This window comes from Bradyrhizobium sp. YR681, assembly GCF_000282615.1.
Lineage (GTDB): Bacteria > Pseudomonadota > Alphaproteobacteria > Rhizobiales > Xanthobacteraceae > Bradyrhizobium.
In genome coordinates this window covers 1-21,283 of record NZ_AKIY01000187.1, presented here as the reverse complement: position 1 = coordinate 21,283, position 21,283 = coordinate 1, and the positions used below count along the sequence as shown (strand labels likewise).

Genomic DNA, 21,283 nt, shown 5'->3' with positions numbered 1-21,283 from the left:
GCGCTGTCGACCCCATCGCCTGTCCAATATTATGCGGTTTGCCCAAAAGCTTTGCAACTCGTTCGATCGCCGGGCGAGGTGTCGATGCGCGCGGTTGCGCGGCGGTGCCTGCTTCAACGGACCGGTGGGAGTTTGGGCCCCGTCGATCTGGAGCGGGGGTCGGATCCGGTCGCGAGGCTCTTGGAGGCAGCCGGCCGCCCCAGCCGGTCGAAGCCGAACGATGCTTCGGCGACGTAAAGGAGCTGGCAGTCGAAATGCGGATTTGCGGTTGCCTCGCGCGCGGCGACGGCGAGCCTGTTGACGCCGGCCAGATAAGCGGCGACGGCGGCTCCGGCCGATTTGGCTTCGTCGGGGGTCAGCGTCCTGACGGGCTTGCGAAACCAGTCCGGCAGCAGGCCTGGCAGCTGGGGATACTTGCTGCGCTCGCTCGCCTGGAGGATGTCGAGCATTGCAGCTTGCGGCTTGCCGGTCCCGTTCTCGAGTCCCGTCAGTGTCTCCGGTCGCAAACCCGCCGCGTCCCACAGGCGCGAAACGCGCTGAAGATGGATCTGAAGCGCCACGGCCGCGTCCGGCGACAGCACATAGCCGCGCTCGGCGAAAACATCCCGGGCGTCGAATGCGAGCTTCGCGATCGGCGCGGGGCGTGCGGTTTCGCCGTCGGTCTTCGCGGCGCTCCCGGTCGACCGCAAGCGGGCCGCGAGCACGACGGGATCGCTGATCAGATGACGGGGACCGGCGCTCGCCTCCGCCTCCTCGATGACGTCGCCGATCTGGAGCGAATAGATCGGCTCCTTCAGATAGGCGAGGCTGAAGCCCGGCATGCGCGAGGTGACGACGACAAGCCATTTCCCCAACTGGCCCGAAGGCGTGTGGGGCGCGGCGCTGCTGGACGATACCGTTGCGATGAGCCGCTCGAAACGGCGCGGGATGCTGCTCGGGATCGCGTACGCACCCTTGATCCAGAACACCTTGTCGAACGGTCGCGTCTGCGCCTTCAGCAGCTTCTCGACATCGTCGAACAACGTCAGAAGCTGGCTCTCGCCGAGGACATCCGGCCGCTCCCGGTTCCTGGCTGCGGCCTCCTTCACGAGCTGCTCGAAGGAGGAATAGCTGCCGGCGTGCCTGACCGCGCCGGTCTCATCGATGGAATGCCATTCGATCTCGAGCCTCACGGCCTCTCCGCCCGGCTTTTTCAATTCGCGGCCGACCAGGTCCAGCCCCGACATCGAAAGCTCGGCGGCGCCGGCGACCACGATGGTCCTGATTGTTTTGGCGGTCTTCGCAACGCCGATGGCGCGCCGGTCTGGCTCCGCGCCTGCGATCGACACAAGGAGCGGCTCCGAGCCAAGGCGCCGTTCCGCGACAACCTCGTAAGGAACGAGTTGCCGCGCACTGCTGCCGATATTCAGGCGGTCGCCGAGCGGCCGCGTGTCGCTGCCGGAATATTCAAAACCTTTGGCCTGCCCCGCGCCGTTGCGGATCCCGACTGCTTGCAAGGAGGTGACCATGGTCCCGTTTGGCATGGAAAGCGGGGCCAGGCTTCGGGCGTCGCACACGGCGCGCGACGATACGCCGTCCCGGCCGGCGGCCTCCGGCGCCTTGACCGTCGGCGCCGTCGCGGTGTCGGCGGGTGTTGCCGGGCTTTCCGGCGATATCGCCGCCGCGCCCGGCCGCCCGGGCGCGCTGGCGGGCGTGCCGTCTCTGCCCGATTTGGGGTCGTCGGACGGCGAGGCCGCCGCTCCGCCGAACAAGTCGGAGATTTTCGGGGAAGCCGGCGGATTTGCGCCGCTCGCAGCAGGAGCGCTGGTTGGTGCGTCCACGGCACCGCGGCGGCTTCGCTCTGCGACGGATGTCTCGCGGCTGGCGAAAAGGTCGATCAGCCTGGGCTCCCCATCGGAGGGCGTCGCCATCCTCGTCGGACGCCCGGGAGCCGTTTCATCCTGCACGAGGGCGCCGGATGCACTTTTCACACATGCGATGGCATAGAGGGCGGATCCAAACGGAGGAGCGCTGGCCAGTCGGCCGTTGCTGACGATCCGCCGTGCATCCGAGGCGTCCGCAAAAAACTCGATCGGCGCTCCCGATCGCGTGACGAACTGGGTTGAAGGCTCGGTGCGCCCGGGCTCGCTGATCAGGCTGACGACGATGTCGCCGGGAGACACGAATGCTCCGGCATCACTCCTGCTATTCCGGGTGAACGTCCCGGGAAATTCCCCGGGCGGCAGCTTGACCGGAAACAGCAATCGTTTGGTGCCCGGCTTGTCCCAGGGGGGAGGCGTCCAGTTCGCGCATTGATGGTACCAGGCTTCTGGTTTGGCGGCCTGGGCCCGTGCAATCCGATCGGTCAGGGGAGCCAGGACAAAGCATAGTGCCAGGATCAGCCTGTTGGCCTTGCCGCGAATCATCGAGTCACAGTCCCGCGAGAAAAAGACGCTGAAAATTACTCGGAAAAACCGCCCGAGATGCAATGCAACTCAAGATATCTAGATAGACCAAACGCCGATCAATGCCTAGCATCCGGACCGCTTGCCTGTACATCGGTGCCGTCAATGTTGGTCACCGGTGAGGACGAATGAGACTCTCCGGGCGGCTGGCGTAGCCTTCCGGTCCGTCATTTTGCACGATTTGATTGCACGATTTGAAAGTGGGGAAACATGTCCAAGGGACTTGTGCTCGCGCCGATCCTGGGAGGCCTGCTCGTCTTTTCAAGTGCGGCCGCAGGCTGCGAGTCCGCCAGCATGAAGACCACCGACGATGGCTTCATCGTCAAGGTGGTCGGCGGCTCGGACAGGATCGAGGTCAGGGCCGGTTCGGACAGCAAGGAGACGGCCTTCACGCTTGCCCCGCTCACGCCCTACCATGTCATCTGCGAGGAGGGGCAGTTCTACAAGATCACCAGCGTTCGGGCCCAGACCGTCGAGCAGGCCGGGGCCGGCAAGACCGGCTATGTCCTCAAGAGCGAGGTGCATGTCTGGCCGACGCGCGAAGCCTTGCGTCCCGGTCCGTTCGCCCTTGACGCCGCGCGCCCGGAAGTCGTCGCCTGGCATGATGCGGAGAGCCTGCGCAAGTTTCTCGGGTCCGGTGATGCCAAGCTGGCGCCACCCTCTTTTCGGGACGATTTGCAGAGCATCCTGCGCCGCGAGCCTGCGATGCGTCCTTTTCCCGTGCTGGACAGCAGGCGCGAGAAATTGCGCGGCACTCTCGAGAAACGGATTTTCAGGGTTCTGCTTCCGGCGACGTCGCCTGACGCGAAGATCGTCTTCGGGGAGCCGGGCGGTGGCCGCAACGATGCGCTGCTCAAGAAGCTCGAGAAGGCGATGACCAGCACGACGGTCGCGGTCGCATACGACGCGACGTCCGACATGGACAGGCTGGCTTCGGCCATCGCCGACCGGCTCAAGGCAGCTGTGGATGGTCTGCCCAAAGACATCCTGAATGCCCTGCGCATTGGTTTCGTCTTCTTCCGCGACGAGACGGACGAGGAGAAGTACCTGGTGATCGAGCCCCAGAACGTCGGCAACGCGATCAGCGCGTTGAGATATGCCGCGAGGGGCTCCTTCATGAGAGGGGGCGGAGATCCCGCCGAGCCGGTGCTGGATGCCGTCTACATCGCCCAGCATTTCTTTCCGTGGGACGATGCGGGGCGCAAACTCGTCGTTGCCGTGCTGGGTGACGACGCAAAGCCGACGACCATAGGCAAGATTCACGACGGCGTGCCTGCGGGGCTCACCCCGTCCATGGTTGCTGCCGATCTGGTCGACGACGGCATCAAGGTCATTTCGGTCCAGAACTTCCCCCGGGCGAGCCCAAATCTGGGCCCCGTGCTGTCGACGCTCGGCGAAGCCACCGGCGGAACGTTCATTCGCGGCGGCAAGGAAGACGGCACCGATCAAACCCGACAGATCGCGGCCGCTCTCGTGGAGCGCATTGTTGCCACGGCGCGGGAGACCTATGTCGAAGGCCAAAAAGATCTTTCCTTCGTGCAGTCCGGTGAGCCGGGGAACATGAAGCTGCCGCTCGCCGTCCTCGATGGCGAAAAGCTCGCCCGCCTCCGCGCGGCCGGTATCGGGTTCTCCATCGACGCCGGCAAGGGCGCGTTGCTCAGTCAGGGATACCTCGTGGAGAACGACGAGCTGCTCGAGCCGGTCATCCAGATCGACAAGCAGACGCTTGAGCGCCTGATCGCCCAGTTCTCCTCGTTTGGCGCGATCAGCGTCGATGCGGCCGCGCTGAAGGAATGTGCCGTCCAAATCCTGGCCGCGATCGATGGCGAGGCCTACGATCCCTCGGAAAACGTCGATACGACGGTGAAGAAGCAGCTCGGAATCCAGTTTCGGACCAGACTGCTCGACATCAATATCGGCGATCTCTCGGGGATGAACCCCGCAGAGCGGCTGGCCATGGCCAGGCGCATCCAGGACGCCGGAGCAATCTTGAGTCGCTTTCTCGAGGCGCACAGGGAGGATTTCGACAAGAGCCCGGCCGTCTGGATACCGATCGCGTACTTGCCGTAGGACGAAAGGATTGGTCGCTCCGTGTACGGAATGCCGTTGCAACGAGGCCGTGTGGCATATAACCTGACGACGTATTTTATTTGTTGAGTGGGGGATTCATGCTTCCGAGATTGGCGCTCGCTACGCTGATTGGCACCTGTTCGCTTTTTTCAGTGGCAGAAGCCTGTACCGCACCCAAGATGAAGACCACGGAAAGTGGTTTCATCTTCAAGGTCGTCGGTGGTTCCGACAAGGTCGAGGCCAAGAAGGCACCGGGTGGTGCGGACGCCGCATTCACCCTGGATTTGCTGGCGCCGTATTTCGTGATCTGCGAGGAAGACCAGTTCTACAAGGTCACGGATCTGCCGGCCGAAACGGTCGAGCAGGCCGAAAAGGGCAAGGTCGGCTACGTCCTGAAGGATCAGGTCCATCCCTGGCCGACGCGCGAGGCGCTGAACTTCAGCGCCGTGGCTTTCACCGGCGACCGTCCGGAGATCGTGGCCTGGGACGACCACGACATGCTGCAGAAGTTTCTGGAGTCCGGAAACATCAATCTGGGCAAGCCGGCCTACAAGGAGGATTTGCAGTCCACGTTGAAGCGCGAGCGGGCAACCCGGCCTTATCCGGTCCTGAGCAGCAAGACCGAGAAGCTGCGCGGAACCGTCGACAAGCGGGTCTTCGACGTCCTGCTGCCGGCGGCGCTGCCGCCCGAGACGAAGGTCGTCATCGACACGTCCAAGGACAACAAGGACGCGACCCTCAAGAAACTCAACGAGGCGATGACCAGCGCGACCTTCGCGATCGCCTTCGACGCAACGGGCTCGATGGCGCCATTTGCGGGCAAGGTGGCGCAGGACATCAAGACGGCGTTCGAAAGCCTGCCGGCCGAGGTTCAAAAGGCTTCGCGCATCGGCTTCGTGTTTTTTCGCGACGAGGGCGACGACGAGAAATACGTGATCATCAAGCCGCAGACCGTGCAGGATGCTGTGGCTGCGCTCGCCAGTGCGGCGAAGCCGGAATACATGAAGGGTGGTGGCGATCCTCCCGAGCCGGTTCTCGACGCGGTCTATATAGCTCATCATCTGTTCCCCTGGGCCGAAAGTGCCGGTGCTGACCAAAGCGGCGGCGGCCGTCGAATCTTGATCGCCGTGCTCAGCGACGACGCGAAGCCGACGACGTTGGGAAAGATCCATAACGGTGTCCCGCCGGGCATCGAGCCCGGCAAGATCGCCAGCGACCTGCTGACGGACAGTATTCCGGTGATTTCGGTCCAGGCCGGACCCACCACGGGGCCAAATCTCGTTTCGGTGCTGACGACCATCGGCGAAGGTTCGGGCGGCCAGTTCATCGAATGGGGCAAGGGTGACGATGAAGAGCGCCGCAGGCGCGTCACCGGTGCACTCGCTGCGCAGCTCACCAGCAGGGCGGAGAAGACTTACGCCGAAGGCAAGAAGGATCTCTCCAAGCTCGAGTTCGACTACCGCGGCTACGCCACGATTCCCCTCGCGGTGCTCGATGGCGAAAAGCTCAATCGTCTGCGCGCTGCCGGCATCAAGTTCAACGTCGATCCTGGCAAGGGCGGTGTCCTGATCCGTGAAGGGTTCGTCCTTGAGAATCCTGACCTGCTCGAACCGCAGATCCAGGTCGAGAAGCGGACGCTCGAGCGTCTGATCAACCTGTTCGCCGCACTCGGCGTGACAGGTGTCGATGTCAACGCAATGAAGGAGAGTGCTGCCCAGGCGCTGGCTGCCATCGCGGGTGAAGACTACGATCCGAAGGAAAACATCGCCGTCACGATCAAGAAGCGGCTGGGCATCCAGTTCAGGACCAAGCTGCTTGAGTTCAATCTCGAGTATCTGGCCGGTCTCACCCGGGATGAACGCCTGGCCCTGACCCGGCGCATTCAGGATGCCAGCAAGACCATGACCCAATTCTTCGATGCCCATCTGGAGGAATTGGACAAGAGTCCGGCGGTCTGGATGCCGGTGTCGCAATTGCCCTGAGCTGAACCACACAGGCCGCTAGTTGGCGATCAATGACGGACAAGGTGACATCGGACGCTGTCCTCACGCGCGATGACGGGCGTGACACGCCGGATCTGAAGATCCAGGGGGTTGCCCCTTCATCACATGCCGGTGCGGTGCTGTCGCTCCGCAACATTCGCAAGAGCTATCGGAGTGCGAGCGGCGAAGTCGCCGAGGTGTTGAAGGATCTGAGCCTCGATATCCAGGCGGGATCGTTCAACGTGATCCGCGGCGAGAGCGGATCCGGCAAGACGTCGCTGCTCAGAATCATCGGAATGCTCGACGGTGATTTCGAAGGCGAGTACTTTTTCGGCCGCGACGAGGTCAAATCGCAGCCGCTCTGGTATCGCGACGAACTCCGCTCGAACAATATCGGCTTCATCTTTCAGGACGGTCAGTTGTTCGCGCACATGGCGGTGCGCGAAAACATCGAGCTGCCGATCCGCCTGCAGGGAACGTCCGCCGAAAGGCGCAGCGCGCGAGAGCGCATCCAGGCCCTGGCTCCGTCCTTCTTCACCGGGCGGGAGCTCGACGATAAGATTCTGTCGAGCCGCCCCAATCAGGTCTCGGGCGGCCAGAAGCAGCGCGCGGCCATCATGCGTTCGGTCATCAACCGTCCGGCGATCATCCTGGCCGACGAGCCGACCGCCAGTCTCGACGAAAGCCGGAAGCAGGAGGTGCTGAATCTCCTGCTGGCGTTGCGCGACGCTGGCCACACCGTCATCGTCGTGTCCCACGACAAGGTCTTCTACCAGACCGGGCGGCAGCTCGAACTGTCGAAGGGTGTCCTCCGCGAGCTCGCGCCGGATGCGGCTCAATCGGCTGCACCTGACATCGCGACCCGGCTGCCTGCACCCGGCGCCAAGATCCTGTACGGCTGGATGCCGCGTGCGCCGCTTCGGATCCTCTTGGCGGAGGCGATCCGCGAGACTTTCCAGCGGCCGATATTCCTTTTTCTCGTGCTCGTCTCGCTGTGCGTCGGGGTGTGCCAGATCGGCGTATTCTCGTCCGTCATCGTCGGCGCGCAGGCCTTTCTCAACGACGCGATGACGAGGGGATCGCGGCTCAACCGGCTGGAGATCAAGCCCCGGACCGTCGATCAGGGCAGTGAGGTGAGATTCCCGGTCGTCGAGACCATCAGGGCCTGGCCCAACATCCAGGCGATCGTGCCGCGACGTGCGACGATCATGGGGATCTACGCCGCCGATGGGCAGAAGACCATCTACTCGGCGATGGGCTTGCACCCCGACGATCCCGAATACCGGCTCCTGAACTTCGTCGCCGGCGGTCCCTTCAACCCTGACAACGAAGAGCTCGAGGTCATCGTGACGGTCTCGTTGCTCCAGGATCTCTTCACGGAGGCCGCCAGCCTCGGCGACGGCACCCGGCATTATTCCGATTTCATCGGCAAGTCGGTGACCATCGAGGTGCCGCAATTCGCCAGGACCGGTCAGCTGTTGACGGCCCGCATCCGCAAGATCCAGCTGAAGGTCGTCGGCATCATCCTGTTCGCCGAAGGCGGGAGGCAGCTGTATCTGCCGAACAAGACCCAGCTCGTGTTCGACCGCTACAAGATCGACCGCGACGGCGTCATCGTCATGCCGCTGAACGAGGCCGGCGATGCCTGGACCGAGGATCGCGGCAAGATCGGCGAGATCATCTCGTTTCCATGGGAAGACCAGCTCCAGGTCTATACCAAGGAGATCCGGGACATCATCCCGGTGTTCCAGCAGCTCTCGCAGCTCGGCTACAAGCCCGATTCCGAGATCTGGAAGTTCAAATGGGTGCTGGACGTCCGCGACCTCGCCTGGAACATCTTCGTGCCGCTGCTGGTCCTGATCGTCGCCGCGGTCGCGCTGACGGTCGCCACCAACCTGTTTTCGAGCGCGAAGCTGCGCGAGCGCGAATTTGCGTTGTGGCGCATCCTCGGCATGCGGCGCGGCGATCTGGTGATCACGCAGGTCATCTCGACGATCATCATGTCGTTGGTCGGCGCCGCGGTCGGACTTGCGATCGGCAGCGTGCTGGTCGACAGTGCGCGAAGGTTTTTGGCGGATCAAAATCCGGGCGCAGGTCTGGAGAAGGTGTTCGCGCCGGTCGGCCAGTTCTATATTATCATCCTGGTGTCGTCGGTGATCGTGGGGATCGCTTCGGCAATTTACCCGGCGATCAGGACCGCGCGAGCCGACCCCGCCAAAGTCCTTCAAGGCTGAGGGAAGCTGGTTGCCATGATCTGGAAGCGCGGGCTCCTCACTCTCGTCGCACTCGGAGGACTGCTCGTGTCCATCGAGGAAGCGAGGGCGCAGGCCGCAAGCGAGATTGCGGGGATCGAACCTGCCTTCCGCAGATGCGCGAATTATCGCGTCGTTCCTGGACTTAAGGAAGGGAAGAGCCTTTTGATATTTCCCTACTGGATTGGCGACGCCAAGGGAGTTGCGATCAACAATGAAAAACGGCGCCGTGGAGTTGGATGGGTCAACGTGGGAGGCGCAGAAGAAGCCAAAGGGGGTACGTTCATAACCCAAATTCCAGTGGTTGTCGGAATTGTGCGATTTGCAAGCGACCCTAGACCAGCACCAGGCTCGACGGACGGATCGAGATCCCCAGGCGCTGCTATCGGTTATGAGTTCATTCTGCCTACCAATATCACGATCGACTTCTCTCCCGATTTTCCTGCTTCATCGCCACCTGTGAAAGCGTGGCATGGCTATTTCCACGAATTCGTGCCGCGAGGCGCGGATATCGCAATGCCTGAACGTTTCAGCATCGAGTGTATCGCGGGTACGTCTACGGATCATCTCGAGGCTGTTCGTGACGTAGATCATCCCGGCTCGGTCAATCCGCTTTCCGCGGGGGCCAATCCGGACAAGGGGAAGACGTCAACGGGATCAATCGGCGAGTTGCTGCTGAAGCCGACCGCGCCAACGTCCGGCAAGACTGAGGGAAGCCGATTGCCATGATCTGGAAGCGCGGGCTCCTCACTCTCGTCGCACTCGGAGGACTGCTCGTGTCCATCGAGGAAGCGAGGGCGCAGGCTGCAAGCGAGATCGCGGAGATCGAGCCTAGTTTCAAAAGATGTATTAACTACCGCGTCGTCCCGGGCTTTAAGAGGGGCACACTAATCTGGATTTTCCCTTACTGGATAGGAGATCCGAACGATCGGCTTAATCCAGAGCCGGAACGCCGTGGAATGGGTTGGGTTCCCACAACCGGCGGCGTCGAGCTGAAGGAAGGCACTTTCAAAACGAAGTATCCTCAAATCGTGGGCATGTGGAGTTTGACAGGTGATCCCAGGGTGGAGCCTGACTTCATCATGCCGATTGGAGTAACAATCGACTTCAAGCCCGATGGATCGGAATCTGCGGACTTGTGGTACGGTCGGTTCAACACGTTCTTTCCCCGGCCTATCGCTCGAGCTCGCCCCGATCTCTATAGGATCGGCTGCAAAATTGGAGACTCAGACAGATATCTTGAGCCAGTCGATGATTTTGATACTGGAAGCAGAGCCGGTCAAAGGCCGTCGGCTTCGGAGCCCGGAGCAACGATCGTTGATCGGTCGGGTGGGTTCTCTGCTGAGCCTGTAAGGCCGCCAGAGAATATTCCCGGCTCTTCGTCGATCGAAGGCCTGTTTCCCGAGAAAAATGGTCCTGCAACGTCCGGCCCGGCTTCGGGGCTATCAAAGCCGTTTGGTCCGGGAAGCGAGGTGGCGGTTGCACCGCCGGCAAAGTCTGAGGGTCCGAAAAAATCCCTGAGCGAGCTGGGGCTCGACAACAAAAGCTCCGAGAGCTTGCGTCTGAAGGAGGCGATGGCTCCGGCGACGAAGCCGCTCAACGGTCCAGGCAAAGCGCCGGCTCAGGACGTCGTTTGTGATGTCCATACCAGAATGGTCAAACAGGGACCGAAGGACGTGAAGTTCGCATCCTTGCAGACCGTCGGAGCCCGCAACGATGCCGCATCGGTGAACGGGCTCGACTATGTCGCCGTCGGCAATGCCGCGTTTCCCGTCGACGGCAAGATCGATGTCGCCGACAGTGTGAAAAAGCTCGTCCCGTATGAGCTGGTTCGCGCCACGCGCGAGGGCAGCTCGACCACGTTGTTGATATCGATCCCGGGGATGAGCGAAACGCGGGGCCGCCCGGCTGTGAACGTGGCGCCGAAGCCCGGCAAGACCCTTCGTATTCTCGTCGTCGGCGGCGCCGCGGAACTGGCGGTGTCCGGTCTGGATCTGATCGACAACTCCTTGAATGCGGCCGGGAGCGATCGTATCGACCTGGACATCGAGTGGCAGCTCGTCGATCAGGCGGGATCGACGCGAACCGCGGGGCAATACCAGTCATTTGGTGCACTGGTGAAGGCCGCGGCCGACAAAGGGCTGTCTCGTCCCGATGTTCTGGATGAAGCGCAGCTGCTCGAACTGTTCGACGACTTCGAGACCCTGATGCGCTCGCGGAAGGTCGAGAAGGTGTTTTGGGTCAAGGGAGCCTATTCCATCCCCAGCACCATCCCGCAGCGCCTGGAAAAATTCCTGGATACCGTCAGTGCGAGCGATGCAATTCCCCACACGCCGTCGGGGCAGCCCAGCAAATGGCTTCAGATCGTCACCGCGCGGATGCCGGGGTTCAGCATCGCGTACCTGAAGGAGCCGGTCAATTCTCGCCAGAGCGGCGAAGTGCTCGAGGAAGGCCCGGGCTCGGTCACCGCGACACGGCGATTGGTCAGCGCCGAGGAAGCCAATTTGCTGGCCTTGAAATTGCGTACGACGCTCTCTCTGTCGGCTGCGACACCACGCGCTGCGACCGACACGCCGCCGGATCGTGGAGGGCTCTCCGGCAAGCTGGTGCTCGACGCCCAGGACGTGTTTGATGAGCGCGGCTATGTTCTCTCGGCTGAATCGGCGGTCGCTCTCCAAAATCATCTGAAGAACGTACAGAACCTGTGGGCCCCGGACGGCGCGATGCGATCGAAGATCATTGCGGATTTCGCCGGCACGACCGGCAGGCCGCAGCCGAGCATCCTCGACGTGCTCCAGATGGGCGACAGCAAGACCTATCCGCGGCTGCCCAAGACTCTTCCCGACTGGTCCCTCAAATCGTTGGCAGAGCTGAAGGGGGACGAGAAAGAAAAGGCGCGGGCCTTCGTTTCGACATACGCGGACGGCGTGGCCCGGCTGGTGGACGAGACGAGAAGGCCGGTGGCTCCCTCCGGTCCGAATTGCACCCTGTTCTACGTGTCCGAGGTCGGTCTTGGTTTCAAATGATCTTGCCAAACGCGCGCATGATGGCCTGGTCGCAGCGGGAGATTGCCGGCCCATGAAGATGTCCAGGTTGATGCCGCGTCTGCGTGCATGGTGCCTCATCGCTGCGTCGGCGCTGGCGTTGCCAGCCCTTTGTTTCAACGGCGCGCGCGCCGCGGAAGCCACGATGCAGCTTGCGCAGGCGACGCCAGCGTCCCCGTCGCCGGCTGCGCCCAAGGTCTTCGCCTTCGCAAAGGCAAGCCCGCTTCCGGTGTCCGACACCGAGGCGCTGACCGACAGCCATCCGCAGAACTTCGAATTCGGCAAGGCCTATGAGGCGACCGAGGGGCCCGCCAGCTATCTGAAGCTGAAGCTCCAGGACGACAAATATGTCTATGTTCGTTCGACCTATCTGACCACCATGGGTTCGCCGCAATGGCTGGCCTCGACGTCCGGCTATAACCGGCCGGACCGGCCGAAGATTCAATTCTGGGAAAGCGCGGTCAGGCTCAATGAATTCCTGTCGGGCGAGAACCGGCAGAGCTCGCAATATGATTACGAGGAATATTTCGAGGCCGAGCCGTCCTTTCAGCTGAAACTCCCGGTCGTCGAGCGGGATGCGGTGGATGTGCTGGGCCGGCAGATCAAGATCATGTCGGTGATGATGCCGATCTCCCGGCAGATGTACCAGGCGTTCGAAACCGCAAAATCCGGCTCGGAACGGCCGATCGACCTCGACTTCGTCGTCGATGTCAGCGGCAGCACCAATGGTTTCCTGGAGCGGGCGGTCGGAGGCGTTCTCAAATCGCTCGGCCGCAACGAACAGCTTCGCAAGCGGATTCGCTCGACCGTGGTGGCCACGTTCGGTGCCACCAGGAGCAACAAGAGCGCGTTCCTCGGCAAGATGTCGCTGAGCGAGGTCGAGAAGGTGGTCTGGCATCCTTCCGGCGTGGATCAGACCACCGATGGCGAGCGCGAGCCGCTCCTCGATGGTCTCGTGACGATGAACAACAGCCTGAAGGCCGATGACGCCGCCGCGCAGGTGCTGGTGGTGCTGTCCGGAGCCGACGTCGAGCTCGCCACCACGGCGTCGAGCCTGCCGGTCAACATCGGCAATTTCGAGCTCTCGCTTCACACCCAGCCCTCGGCGATATTCGCGCAGGTGACGCCGGAGCCGGGCGATGATCTGAAGAATGCCAGCCGGCAGCTCAAGAACGTTCCGCGCGTGCGCTATGTCGATTATTCGGAGGCGATGGCGGACGAGATCGTCATGGAGCTGGTTCGGGTCGGAGAGAGCCAGAAGAACGCGGTCGTGAGCTTGCGAAATTTCGCGCCGGTGCTGGCGGCAGGAAACGAGAAACGCATGATGACGTTCCTGCCGCGGACGCTCACGCCGACATCGATCCTTCCCGCGCGCCCCCCCTACGCGGCACAATCGGAATGGTACACGATCAGGCTATGGCTCACGGTGAATGATTCGATTTGGAAGGAAACCGCGCAGTAATCGCAAGATCAGCGCGAGTCATGCCATGCGATGAGCATTCCCGTTTTGCGAACTGACCGCCCCGCAGGGCTTGCAGGACAGCATCGCGCCTGTCGGGTGTCGTGGACGTGTCGGCATGCCGTCAGGGCCGTGCTCGGCCTGGTCTTGATCGCCGCTCTCACGGGCCCGGCCAGGGGCGAGCTGCTGTCGAGCGACGCCGGCAGCGAGATCTCGGGGAGCGGAGCGCGGACGTCGCGAAACTGCACCGTGCTGTTGAAGCCCGCACGGGTGCTCGGGGACGACCTTGCGCCGCGGATCAGGTTGGTGACCACGGGCGCTGCGCAATTGTCCTTCGGCATCGACAAGCCGTCCCAATACACCGGCCAGCTGATCGTCCAGCGCAACGGCCGCCAGCCCTTCGCGACGGTGGAGGGCGGCACGGCCGAGCAGTTCCGTGCCTCGGAGCTCGGCAAGGCGCTGAAATCGCGACGGCTGTTCTTCGTGACCGCGCAGCTCGCCGGGAACGGCAAGTTCGTGAGCAGCCGATATGAAGGGGTGGATCTGGACGCCATTCTTGCAAAGGTCGAAGCCGTCTGCCCGTTCGACGCGGAGAGCCTGATGAGCGATCTGTCGGCCCGCGAGCAGGGCGAGCGCACGCTGCGGACGTCGGTGTCCGATCTGACGCTCATCCGCTGGGCCCTCGGCCAGAAATACGGCGCGCTGTCGGGCAAGCCGGACCAGGCCTCGTCGCTGTCGGCGCAGGAGCGCGGCTATCTCAAGCGCTATGCCGGTGAAAACGGGCTGCCGATCTCCCAATATCTGACGGCCGAGAGCGCCCGTCGGCTGACGGCGGACGGACAAGCGCTGGCCAATCTCGCCAACCCGCCGCCACCGCCGCCGACGCCCACGCCTCCCCCTTGGCCTTCATCGACGCCCTCGCCAACGCCCTCGCCAACGCCCTCGCCGGCGCCCGCCGCGCGCGAGTTCTATTCTTACGAGAATACCGACTTCGACGGTGACGACATCAAGCCGTGGCTGCTGAACTCCAGCTTCGACGACTGCCGGGCGGCTTGCCGTGACAATGGCAGCTGCCGGGCCTTCACCTTCAACAAGCGGCGCAATGTCTGCATCCTGAAGACCGGCACGGGACAGCCCAAACCGAGCATCGAGGCCGTTTCGGCGTCGCTGGTTGCCGTGTCGGTGCCGCGTTTCGCCATCACGATCCAGAACGGCATCGATCTGCCGGGCGGCGATCTTGCGGGCGGGCTTCGCAATATCTCGCTGGACCAATGCTCGAGCGCTTGCCAGAGCAACGCGTCCTGCGTCGGCTTTTCCTACGTCAAGTCGAAGCGCTGGTGCTGGATGAAGCGGCAGATCGTGGAGCGGCGCCTGAGCGACGACATCGTGAGCGGCGCCAAGTGACGTCTTCCGGTTGCTTTACTGGAGCCGCGCGCCGGATTGGAGCACGTAGTTGCGGCGTTCGGCGAGCTTGCGTTTGGCGGCGAGAATCCGGCTGTAGGATTCCTCGATCGCCGTGCGGCTGATCCGGCCCTCCGCGACGGCTCGAAACACCGCGTCCGCGACGCGATCGGCGATGAAGGGATCCGGCACCTTCGTGTTGGCGACGATGACGATGTCGTTGCCGGCCTCGATGGCCATCACGGCCGCCTGTTCGACGCCGTAGCGCTTGCGGATGGCGCCCATATCGAGGTCGTCGGTCACGACGAGGCCGCGATAGTCGAGCTGGTCGCGCAAGATGTCCTTGATGGTGTGTTGCGAGAGACTGGAGGGGCGGTCTCCGTCCGAGAAGCGGGGATGCACGAGATGGCCGATCATCACCATGTCCGTCGGATCGTCCTTGACGATCGCCTGGAACGGTTCGAGCTCGATCTCCTTCCATGTGCGGGAGACGTTGACCACCTGTTCGTGCGAATCCTCCTTCGCAGATCCGTGGCCGGGGAAATGTTTTGCAGCCGTCAGGATGCCGGCCTGGCGATGGGCGTCGATGAATGACCTTGCATAGGTAACGACCTTGCGCGGCTCCGCCGAATAGCTGCGGCCAAGGCCGCCGATGATCGGGCTGTCGGGGTTGACGTTGAGGTCGAGGACCGGTCCGAAATTGCAGTTGATGCCGAGATGGGCCATCTCCTGCGCGGCTCTCTGGTAATACTGGAAGGCCTGCGCCTGTGCCATCGCCGCGATCTGCTGTGCGCCGGGCGTTCCGATGAACCCCTTGTTGGCGGTCAGTCGCTGGATCGCGCCGCCTTCCTGATCGACGCAGATGAACGGTTGCGGGCCTTCCCTGACCTGCACGGAATCGGTGAGCTGCTTGACCTGGCGCGGGTTGATGACGTTCTCCGAGAAGAGAATGATGCCGCCGATCTTGCCGTCCCTGACCAGCCGCCCGATGCGGGGCTGCCAGCTCTCGTCACGCGCGCTGCTCGGGAAGCCGATCATGATCATCTGGCCGATCATGTTGCGGATCACCAAATCGTCGGGGACGGCGTCCAGCGCGACGGGAGCTGTCTTGACAGCTGTCTTGGCAGCTATCTGAGGAGCTTCCTTGGGAGCTGCGGGCACCGCTTTCGGCGCGTCGACCTGCTGCGGCGGCGTCCGCGGCGCGGCATCGCCCGCCGCTCGCACGGCTTGCGGTTGCCGGTTGTTGGAAAACAGATCCCAGACCGGCGCAGGCAGCGGGTCGGCTGCCGCCCATGACGAAAATCCCAGGCCGCAACACAGGATCGCGATGGTTCGGCCGATCGCCACGAATGCTGTCCTTGTTTTCGTCGTCCGGATCATGGTCGTCGAGTCTTAATATCTCGTTAACCATATTGTCCGTCGCTTGCCGTACCCTGTCGTCCGCCGGACACGGAGCGGGACATCCGGTCGTGACGCGAGGCGAAGCTCAGGTTCGGAAGAGCTCGCGAAGCGACGGGGCCGCGATCGGCTTCTCGGTCGTCACGGGAGGAAACAGGTCCTTGATCGAGCCCGTGCCGGCGGGAGCCGCGCGCTCCGATGACGCGCCGGCGTCGGGCGCCGGCTTCTTCTTGAAGACGCTCTTCAGCGAGCCCGGCACGACATTCCAGGCCAGCGTGTCGCGCGAAGGCCGCGAGGACAACACGTTCTGCCCCGTGCGCTGGACGTTCCCGTCGGAATCGCCGGACTTGGCGACCTTGGACAAGCCGACCTGGACGCCACCGCAGACCGCGTAGGCCGCATTCCACGTCGTCGATCGCCTTTTGGTCGAATGGGTGACGATCCGGCTCAATCCCGGCAGCGAGGCGGGCAGGTTGACGTTCGGCACCTTGTAGCGGTCCAGCAGGAAGGCAATGTCGAGCTTCACCCTGTTGAATGCGCCGGTCTCCGCCATGATGCGTGCCACGGCGAAGTGGCGATACATGTTGTAGAGCTCCCGCCAGATCGGCTCGGCGCGATAGGTCTCCTCCATGGATGCCGTCCAGGCACAGGTGAAGGCGCGGGCGTACGTGTCGATTGATCCGGACGCGACGGTCTTGCTCGCGCCCGCGGTCAGGACTTCGGCCTCGTCCTTGAGCAGGACCTGTGCGCGGTCCAGATAAATCGTGTCCGCGCCGTCCTCGCTTGCGATGTAGCCGAACTGGCCGGGGGTGAACCAATATCTGGTGATGTTGGCGACGAGGTCGCTCGCCCCCTTTGCGTCCAGCTGAGACCGCCAAATCGCAATCCTGGCGTCGAAGTCGCCGACGATCGGCTTGCTCGTCGGCAGCTTCAGGGCGCCCTGGCTGACCTGCTTCATGCGATAATCGGCATCGACCAGCAGCGCCGCGACGCGCGAGGCGCGGATCATGCCGTCGACGCGAACCGTCTGCGGCGCGCGACAGACGTCCTCATATGAGTGCCGGCCGTCGGGATTTGTGGTCCGGATGTCGCGCAGGCGGCGAAACACCTCCGGGTTCGGGTCGATCGAGATGGCGGCGCTGAAGTCGTAGTTGACGCCGTCGTGCATTCCCCGCAGGAACGCCGATCGCAAGGCCACGACGAAATCGGCGGCCTCGAGGTCACGTTGACCGGGCTCCGCGAGGCCGATGAGTCCGATATCGTCGTTCTCCTCGTCGATGACATAGCCATCGAGCCTGGTCAGGCCGGGGAATTTGACCGGATTGCCGTCGGCGAGTTTCTGGATCACCTGTCGCAGGGACACCGCCCGCTGGATGCGCGGCTGGAGGATCGTCGGCTCGATCCTGTCGCAGACGGTCTGCGCGAATGCCCTGGCCGGCAGGCAGGCCATTCCCGCAGCGGACAGGGCCAGAAAGTGCCTGCGGCTGACAGCGCTGCTGCTCATCGGCGGCAGCCCGGGGGAGTTTGCATTCTCACGGGACATGCCTGTGGCGCCTCATGATCCGGGGCGGCCAAGCAGCTTCAGCGCGTCCTTGCGGATCTCGTTGGCCTTCGTCGGGTCTCGTCGGCCGGTCGGGCTGACGTTGAGCTTGATCCCGCCGGCATCCCGCGCAGCTTCGGTGCCTGACGCGCAAATCGAGCAGGACTCGAAAGAGACCGGCACTCCGTCGGGGACTCCGAGCCAGTCCTGGTCGCCGCTGCCGTCCGTGATCGTCGCCGCGGTCGGGTTGCCGTTCACGGAATAGGCGACCTGCGCGCACTGGGATGTGTTGACGCTGATATGGGCCACCTCGTGCCTGAAGCTGATCCTGGCGAAGCAGGAACCCAATTTCACCGAGCAATTGCACGCAGCCTGTGCCGCGGCCTCCCGGCCAGGCGAGAGCAGCAACGCGACAGCGAGCAGAGCGAATATCCCTTCCTTGCAGCTGACGGACCTGGCCATGCCCGGGGCCTTCAAACGAGAACGTACAACAATCGATCGCAGTATCGGGACAGTATCAGGAGGCAACTTTTCGTTGTCAAGACAGCAGCCGGATCTGCTTTCCATTTGCATCGATGGTTGGGCCGGAAATAATATTCGCGGGGGACACCGGTGGCGACGGGTGCGGGCGACGAGCGGTCATTGACCTGTCCCCGCCTCGGGGGCCCTGGTGTCGGGGCAGGATCAGTGTGCGATGACACGTCGTTGGATTTCCGGTGCGGTATCGGCCTTGTTTGCGATTGCGCTGTCCGTGCAATGTGCGGCTGCCGAGGTTCTGTTCAAGAACGATCGCTTTGAGCTGTCGGGCCTCGGATCGAGGTCGTCGCGAAGCTGCACCGTGTCCCTTGCTCCGACCGTCGCGTTCAATGCCGACCTTGCCCCTACGCTGCGATTGGTGACCCGGGGGCTCGATCGGGTCGATCTCGTCGTCGGCGAGGCGCGGCTGCATGCGGAGATCCAGCTCGTTCAGAACAACGTCAGGCGACCGGTGAGCACCAGGGAGAATATTCCGGTCGCCGAGCTCAAGAATTCGGAGTTATGGAAGTCGATCGGATCCCAGAAGGTCTTTTTTCTGACGGCGAGGCTGACCGAAGATCGAGGTCATGCCAGCGGCCGCTATGAACGGGTGAACGTCGAGGACATCGCGGAAAAGCTTGAACAGTTTTGCCCGTTCGATGCGGAATCGCTGATGGCCGACGTCTCGGGACGAGAGCGCTTCGAGCGTTTCCTGAGCATTTCCCAGTCCGACCTGACCTATGTCCGCTGGGCTCTCCAGAGTGCCGTCGCCGGCTCCTCGTCGAAGCCCGATAGCCGCGCCAGCCTCAGCGAGGCGGACCGCGACAATCTCCGAAAATACACGGCCCGCAACGGGCTTCCCGTTTCGCGATTCCTGACGGCCGCAACGGCCCGGAAGCTGAAGGAGGAAGGACTGGCTCTCGAGCCGAAGCCCGAGGCGAAAGCGCCTGAAGTGCCCGAAGAGCCGCGCCGGGTCGATTTTGCTCTGATCAACAGCGTCGATGAGCCTATCCAGATTGCTTTTTACGATGGAGATACCCGCGCCCGCGTCGATCCCGAGGAATCGAAGATCTACAGGATCGACAAGGGTGCAACCGGCAACTACGGCGTCACCTGCACTCCGGGTCAGTTGATTTGCTATGGCGCGTCCGTGAAGTCGGATCCGATCGGCGCATCGTGGGGAACGGGACGCGCCGGCAAGGACAGTTGCACCAATTGCTGTCGACGCTGCGGCGGGGCCCCGGTCCGCCAGACTTTCGACCTCGCGTCGTCATACACCCCGACCCCGACGATCACCTGGAACATCGAGAATGCCACGAGCCGCACGCTTTCCGTGGCCTTCTATTCGCAGACCAGGCACTGGGGATGGCCCAACTGGGACAAGAACTGGACGATGAACAAGGGAAACAACTCCCACACGCTCAATTGCATCAAGAACGAAAAGATATGCTACGGGGCTTGGGTCCTCGGGCAGGCGAAGGGGCCGCATTGGGGCGCGGGCATGTACGCCAAAGAAGCCTGCAAGGGATGTTGCACGTCCTGCGACGGCGGAACGTACACGGCGCGCCTCGTGGACTGAACGCCGGAACCGACCGCGAATCGTCGGGCTCGTCGGACGGGTAGAGCGACGCGAAACCCATCGCGCATCCTGCTCGCGGAACATGACGGATTTTGCTTTCGCTCTCCCCATCCTGCGCGCCGTCGAATCGACGGGCCTGGCTACTTCCGCAGCAACTCGCTCAGGGCCGCCGTCGCCTGGGCACAGCGAATGTCGTCGATCTCGCGCGACAGGCTGAGCGCACTCGATCTCAGTTCGTCGAGCTTCCAGCTCTCCGGATTCTGGCTTTCAAGCTGACTGAGACGCTTGTTCAGGTCGTCCAGTCTGGTTTGCAGCTGCCCGATGCTGGGCCCCCCGTTCACCGTCCAGACTCGTTGTGCACGCATCGTAGTTCCCCTGTCGTCTCACGGCGTTGTGAGAGCGGTTCGTGGCCGCAATGGGAGTTTCTTTTGGCCGGCTTCAGACCACGGGGAACCGTTGCAGATCGGCAACGAAAGTTCCTGGATTGAGCGCTCGGGTCGGCTTGTCCCTGCACAATGAACTCTACAGGCGCGGAATCTGCATGGGCGCGATGACGGCATCCGCGGTGCGCGACAGAGTTCGGCGACGCAAGGCCCGGGAATCGAACGAAGGACAGAGGTGTGGCGAGATTTGTGAATGTTGCGGCCGGCCAGCTTGGCCCGGTCGCAAGGCGCGAGACGAGAACCGAGGTCGTGGCGCGGCTGATGGCGTTGATGCGCCAGGCCCGGGCGAACGGCTGCGACCTGATCGTCTATCCCGAGCTGGCGCTGACCACGTTCTTCCCGCGCTGGTATTTCGAGGATCAGGCCGAGATCGACAGTTTCTTCGAGCGCGAGATGCCGGGGCCCGAGACGCAGCCTCTGTTCGACCTCGCGCGCGAGCTCGGCATCGGGTTTTATCTCGGCTATGCCGAACTCGTCGTCGAGGCCGGGATTGTCAGGCGCTACAACACCTCCATCCTGGTCGACAAGAGCGGCGCGATCGTCGCCAGATATCGCAAGGTCCATCTGCCCGGCCATGCCGAGCACGAACCGTGGCGCGAATTCCAGCATCTGGAGAAGCGATATTTCGAGCCCGGCAGCGGCTTTGGTGTCGTGAACGCTTTCGGCGGAGTGATGGGGATGGCGATCTGCAACGATCGCCGCTGGAGCGAAACCTACCGGGTGATGGGGCTCCAGGGCGTCGAGATGGTGATGATCGGCTACAACACGCCGGTGCACAATCCGCCTGCGCCCGAGCACGACGACCTCTCGCTCTTTCATAATCATCTGGTGATGCAATCCGGCGCCTATCAGAACGGCACCTTCGTGGTCGGCGTCGCCAAGGCCGGCATCGAGGAGGGCGTGGACCATATCGGCGGCAGCTGCATCATCGCCCCTTCCGGGGAGATCGTCGCGAGGTGCACCACCAAGGGTGACGAGATCGCGCTCGCCCGCTGCGATCTCGATCTCTGCAATTCCTACAAGCGCACGACATTCAATTTCGACGTCCATCGTCAGCCGAGGGCGTACGGAATGATCGTGGAGCGGAAGGGCGTGACGACGATGGCGGACGGCACGCCGGTCCGGCCGAAGGGGTGATTGTTGCTTCGTAGCCCG

General features: G+C 63.0%; 14 protein-coding genes. 9 read left to right on the top strand and 5 right to left on the bottom strand.

Going from position 1 to position 21,283, the window contains the following annotated elements:
- Positions 1–113: 113 nt before the first annotated feature.
- A complete protein-coding gene (locus PMI42_RS15310) occupies positions 114–2,468 on the bottom strand; it encodes a hypothetical protein (RefSeq protein ID WP_157195760.1) in 2,355 nt (784 codons plus the stop codon).
- Between the two features lie 186 nt (positions 2,469–2,654).
- Here PMI42_RS15310 and PMI42_RS15305 point away from each other — a divergent pair, with 186 nt between their 5' ends.
- The 7 genes from PMI42_RS15305 (at position 2,655) to PMI42_RS15280 (ending at position 14,655) form a co-directional block, all read left to right on the top strand.
- The gene (locus PMI42_RS15305) at positions 2,655–4,514 is read left to right on the top strand and encodes a vWA domain-containing protein (RefSeq protein WP_008135594.1); all 1,860 of its coding nucleotides are present in this window, start codon (positions 2,655–2,657) and stop codon (positions 4,512–4,514) included.
- A gap of 179 nt (positions 4,515–4,693) precedes the next feature.
- Complete coding sequence (locus PMI42_RS15300; protein ID WP_240535245.1) at positions 4,694–6,496, top strand: VWA domain-containing protein; 1,803 nt, start codon at positions 4,694–4,696, stop codon at positions 6,494–6,496.
- A gap of 32 nt (positions 6,497–6,528) precedes the next feature.
- Positions 6,529–8,730, top strand: coding sequence for an ABC transporter ATP-binding protein/permease (locus PMI42_RS15295; RefSeq protein ID WP_008135592.1), 2,202 nt, complete (start codon positions 6,529–6,531; stop codon positions 8,728–8,730).
- Positions 8,731–8,745: 15 nt separating this feature from the next.
- A complete protein-coding gene (locus PMI42_RS39180) occupies positions 8,746–9,477 on the top strand; it encodes a hypothetical protein (protein ID WP_157195759.1) in 732 nt (243 codons plus the stop codon).
- Positions 9,474–11,774 (top strand): hypothetical protein, encoded by a 2,301-nt coding sequence (locus tag PMI42_RS15290; RefSeq protein ID WP_157195758.1) that lies wholly within the window; start codon positions 9,474–9,476, stop codon positions 11,772–11,774. Before PMI42_RS39180 ends, PMI42_RS15290 begins: the two co-directional genes overlap by 4 nt.
- A 52-nt stretch (positions 11,775–11,826) precedes the next feature.
- Positions 11,827–13,254 (top strand): hypothetical protein, encoded by a 1,428-nt coding sequence (locus PMI42_RS15285; RefSeq protein ID WP_035965766.1) that lies wholly within the window; start codon positions 11,827–11,829, stop codon positions 13,252–13,254.
- Between the two features lie 129 nt (positions 13,255–13,383).
- Entirely contained in the window at positions 13,384–14,655 is a 1,272-nt protein-coding gene (locus PMI42_RS15280) for a PAN domain-containing protein (RefSeq protein ID WP_035965764.1), read from the top strand.
- 15 nt (positions 14,656–14,670) lie between these two features.
- On the opposite strand, the gene PMI42_RS15275 is transcribed toward PMI42_RS15280, so the two are convergent.
- The 3 genes from PMI42_RS15275 to PMI42_RS15265 all read right to left on the bottom strand — a co-directional run bounded on the left by PMI42_RS15275 (position 14,671) and on the right by PMI42_RS15265 (position 18,052).
- On the bottom strand, positions 14,671–15,999 hold the full coding sequence (locus PMI42_RS15275; protein ID WP_008135584.1) for a glycoside hydrolase family 3 protein: 1,329 nt from the start codon (positions 15,997–15,999) through the stop codon (positions 14,671–14,673).
- A 139-nt stretch (positions 16,000–16,138) separates the two neighbouring features.
- Positions 16,139–17,554, bottom strand: a complete 1,416-nt coding sequence (locus tag PMI42_RS15270) for a DUF1598 domain-containing protein (RefSeq protein ID WP_157195757.1) — start codon at positions 17,552–17,554, stop codon at positions 16,139–16,141.
- A gap of 51 nt (positions 17,555–17,605) precedes the next feature.
- Entirely contained in the window at positions 17,606–18,052 is a 447-nt protein-coding gene (locus PMI42_RS15265; protein ID WP_008135582.1) for a hypothetical protein, read from the bottom strand.
- A 208-nt stretch (positions 18,053–18,260) separates the two neighbouring features.
- On the opposite strand from PMI42_RS15265, the gene PMI42_RS15260 reads away from it, so the two are divergent.
- Positions 18,261–19,685 carry a hypothetical protein gene (locus tag PMI42_RS15260; RefSeq protein ID WP_157195756.1) on the top strand — a complete coding sequence of 475 codons (1,425 nt, stop codon included), beginning with the start codon at positions 18,261–18,263 and terminating at the stop codon, positions 19,683–19,685.
- 140 nt (positions 19,686–19,825) lie between these two features.
- On the opposite strand, the gene PMI42_RS15255 is transcribed toward PMI42_RS15260, so the two are convergent.
- Entirely contained in the window at positions 19,826–20,050 is a 225-nt protein-coding gene (locus PMI42_RS15255; protein ID WP_008135579.1) for a hypothetical protein, read from the bottom strand.
- Positions 20,051–20,305: 255 nt separating this feature from the next.
- Between PMI42_RS15255 and PMI42_RS15250 the strand changes: the two genes are divergently transcribed.
- Positions 20,306–21,265 (top strand): N-carbamoyl-D-amino-acid hydrolase, encoded by a 960-nt coding sequence (locus tag PMI42_RS15250; protein WP_008135577.1) that lies wholly within the window; start codon positions 20,306–20,308, stop codon positions 21,263–21,265.
- The last annotated feature ends 18 nt before the right edge of the window (positions 21,266–21,283 follow it).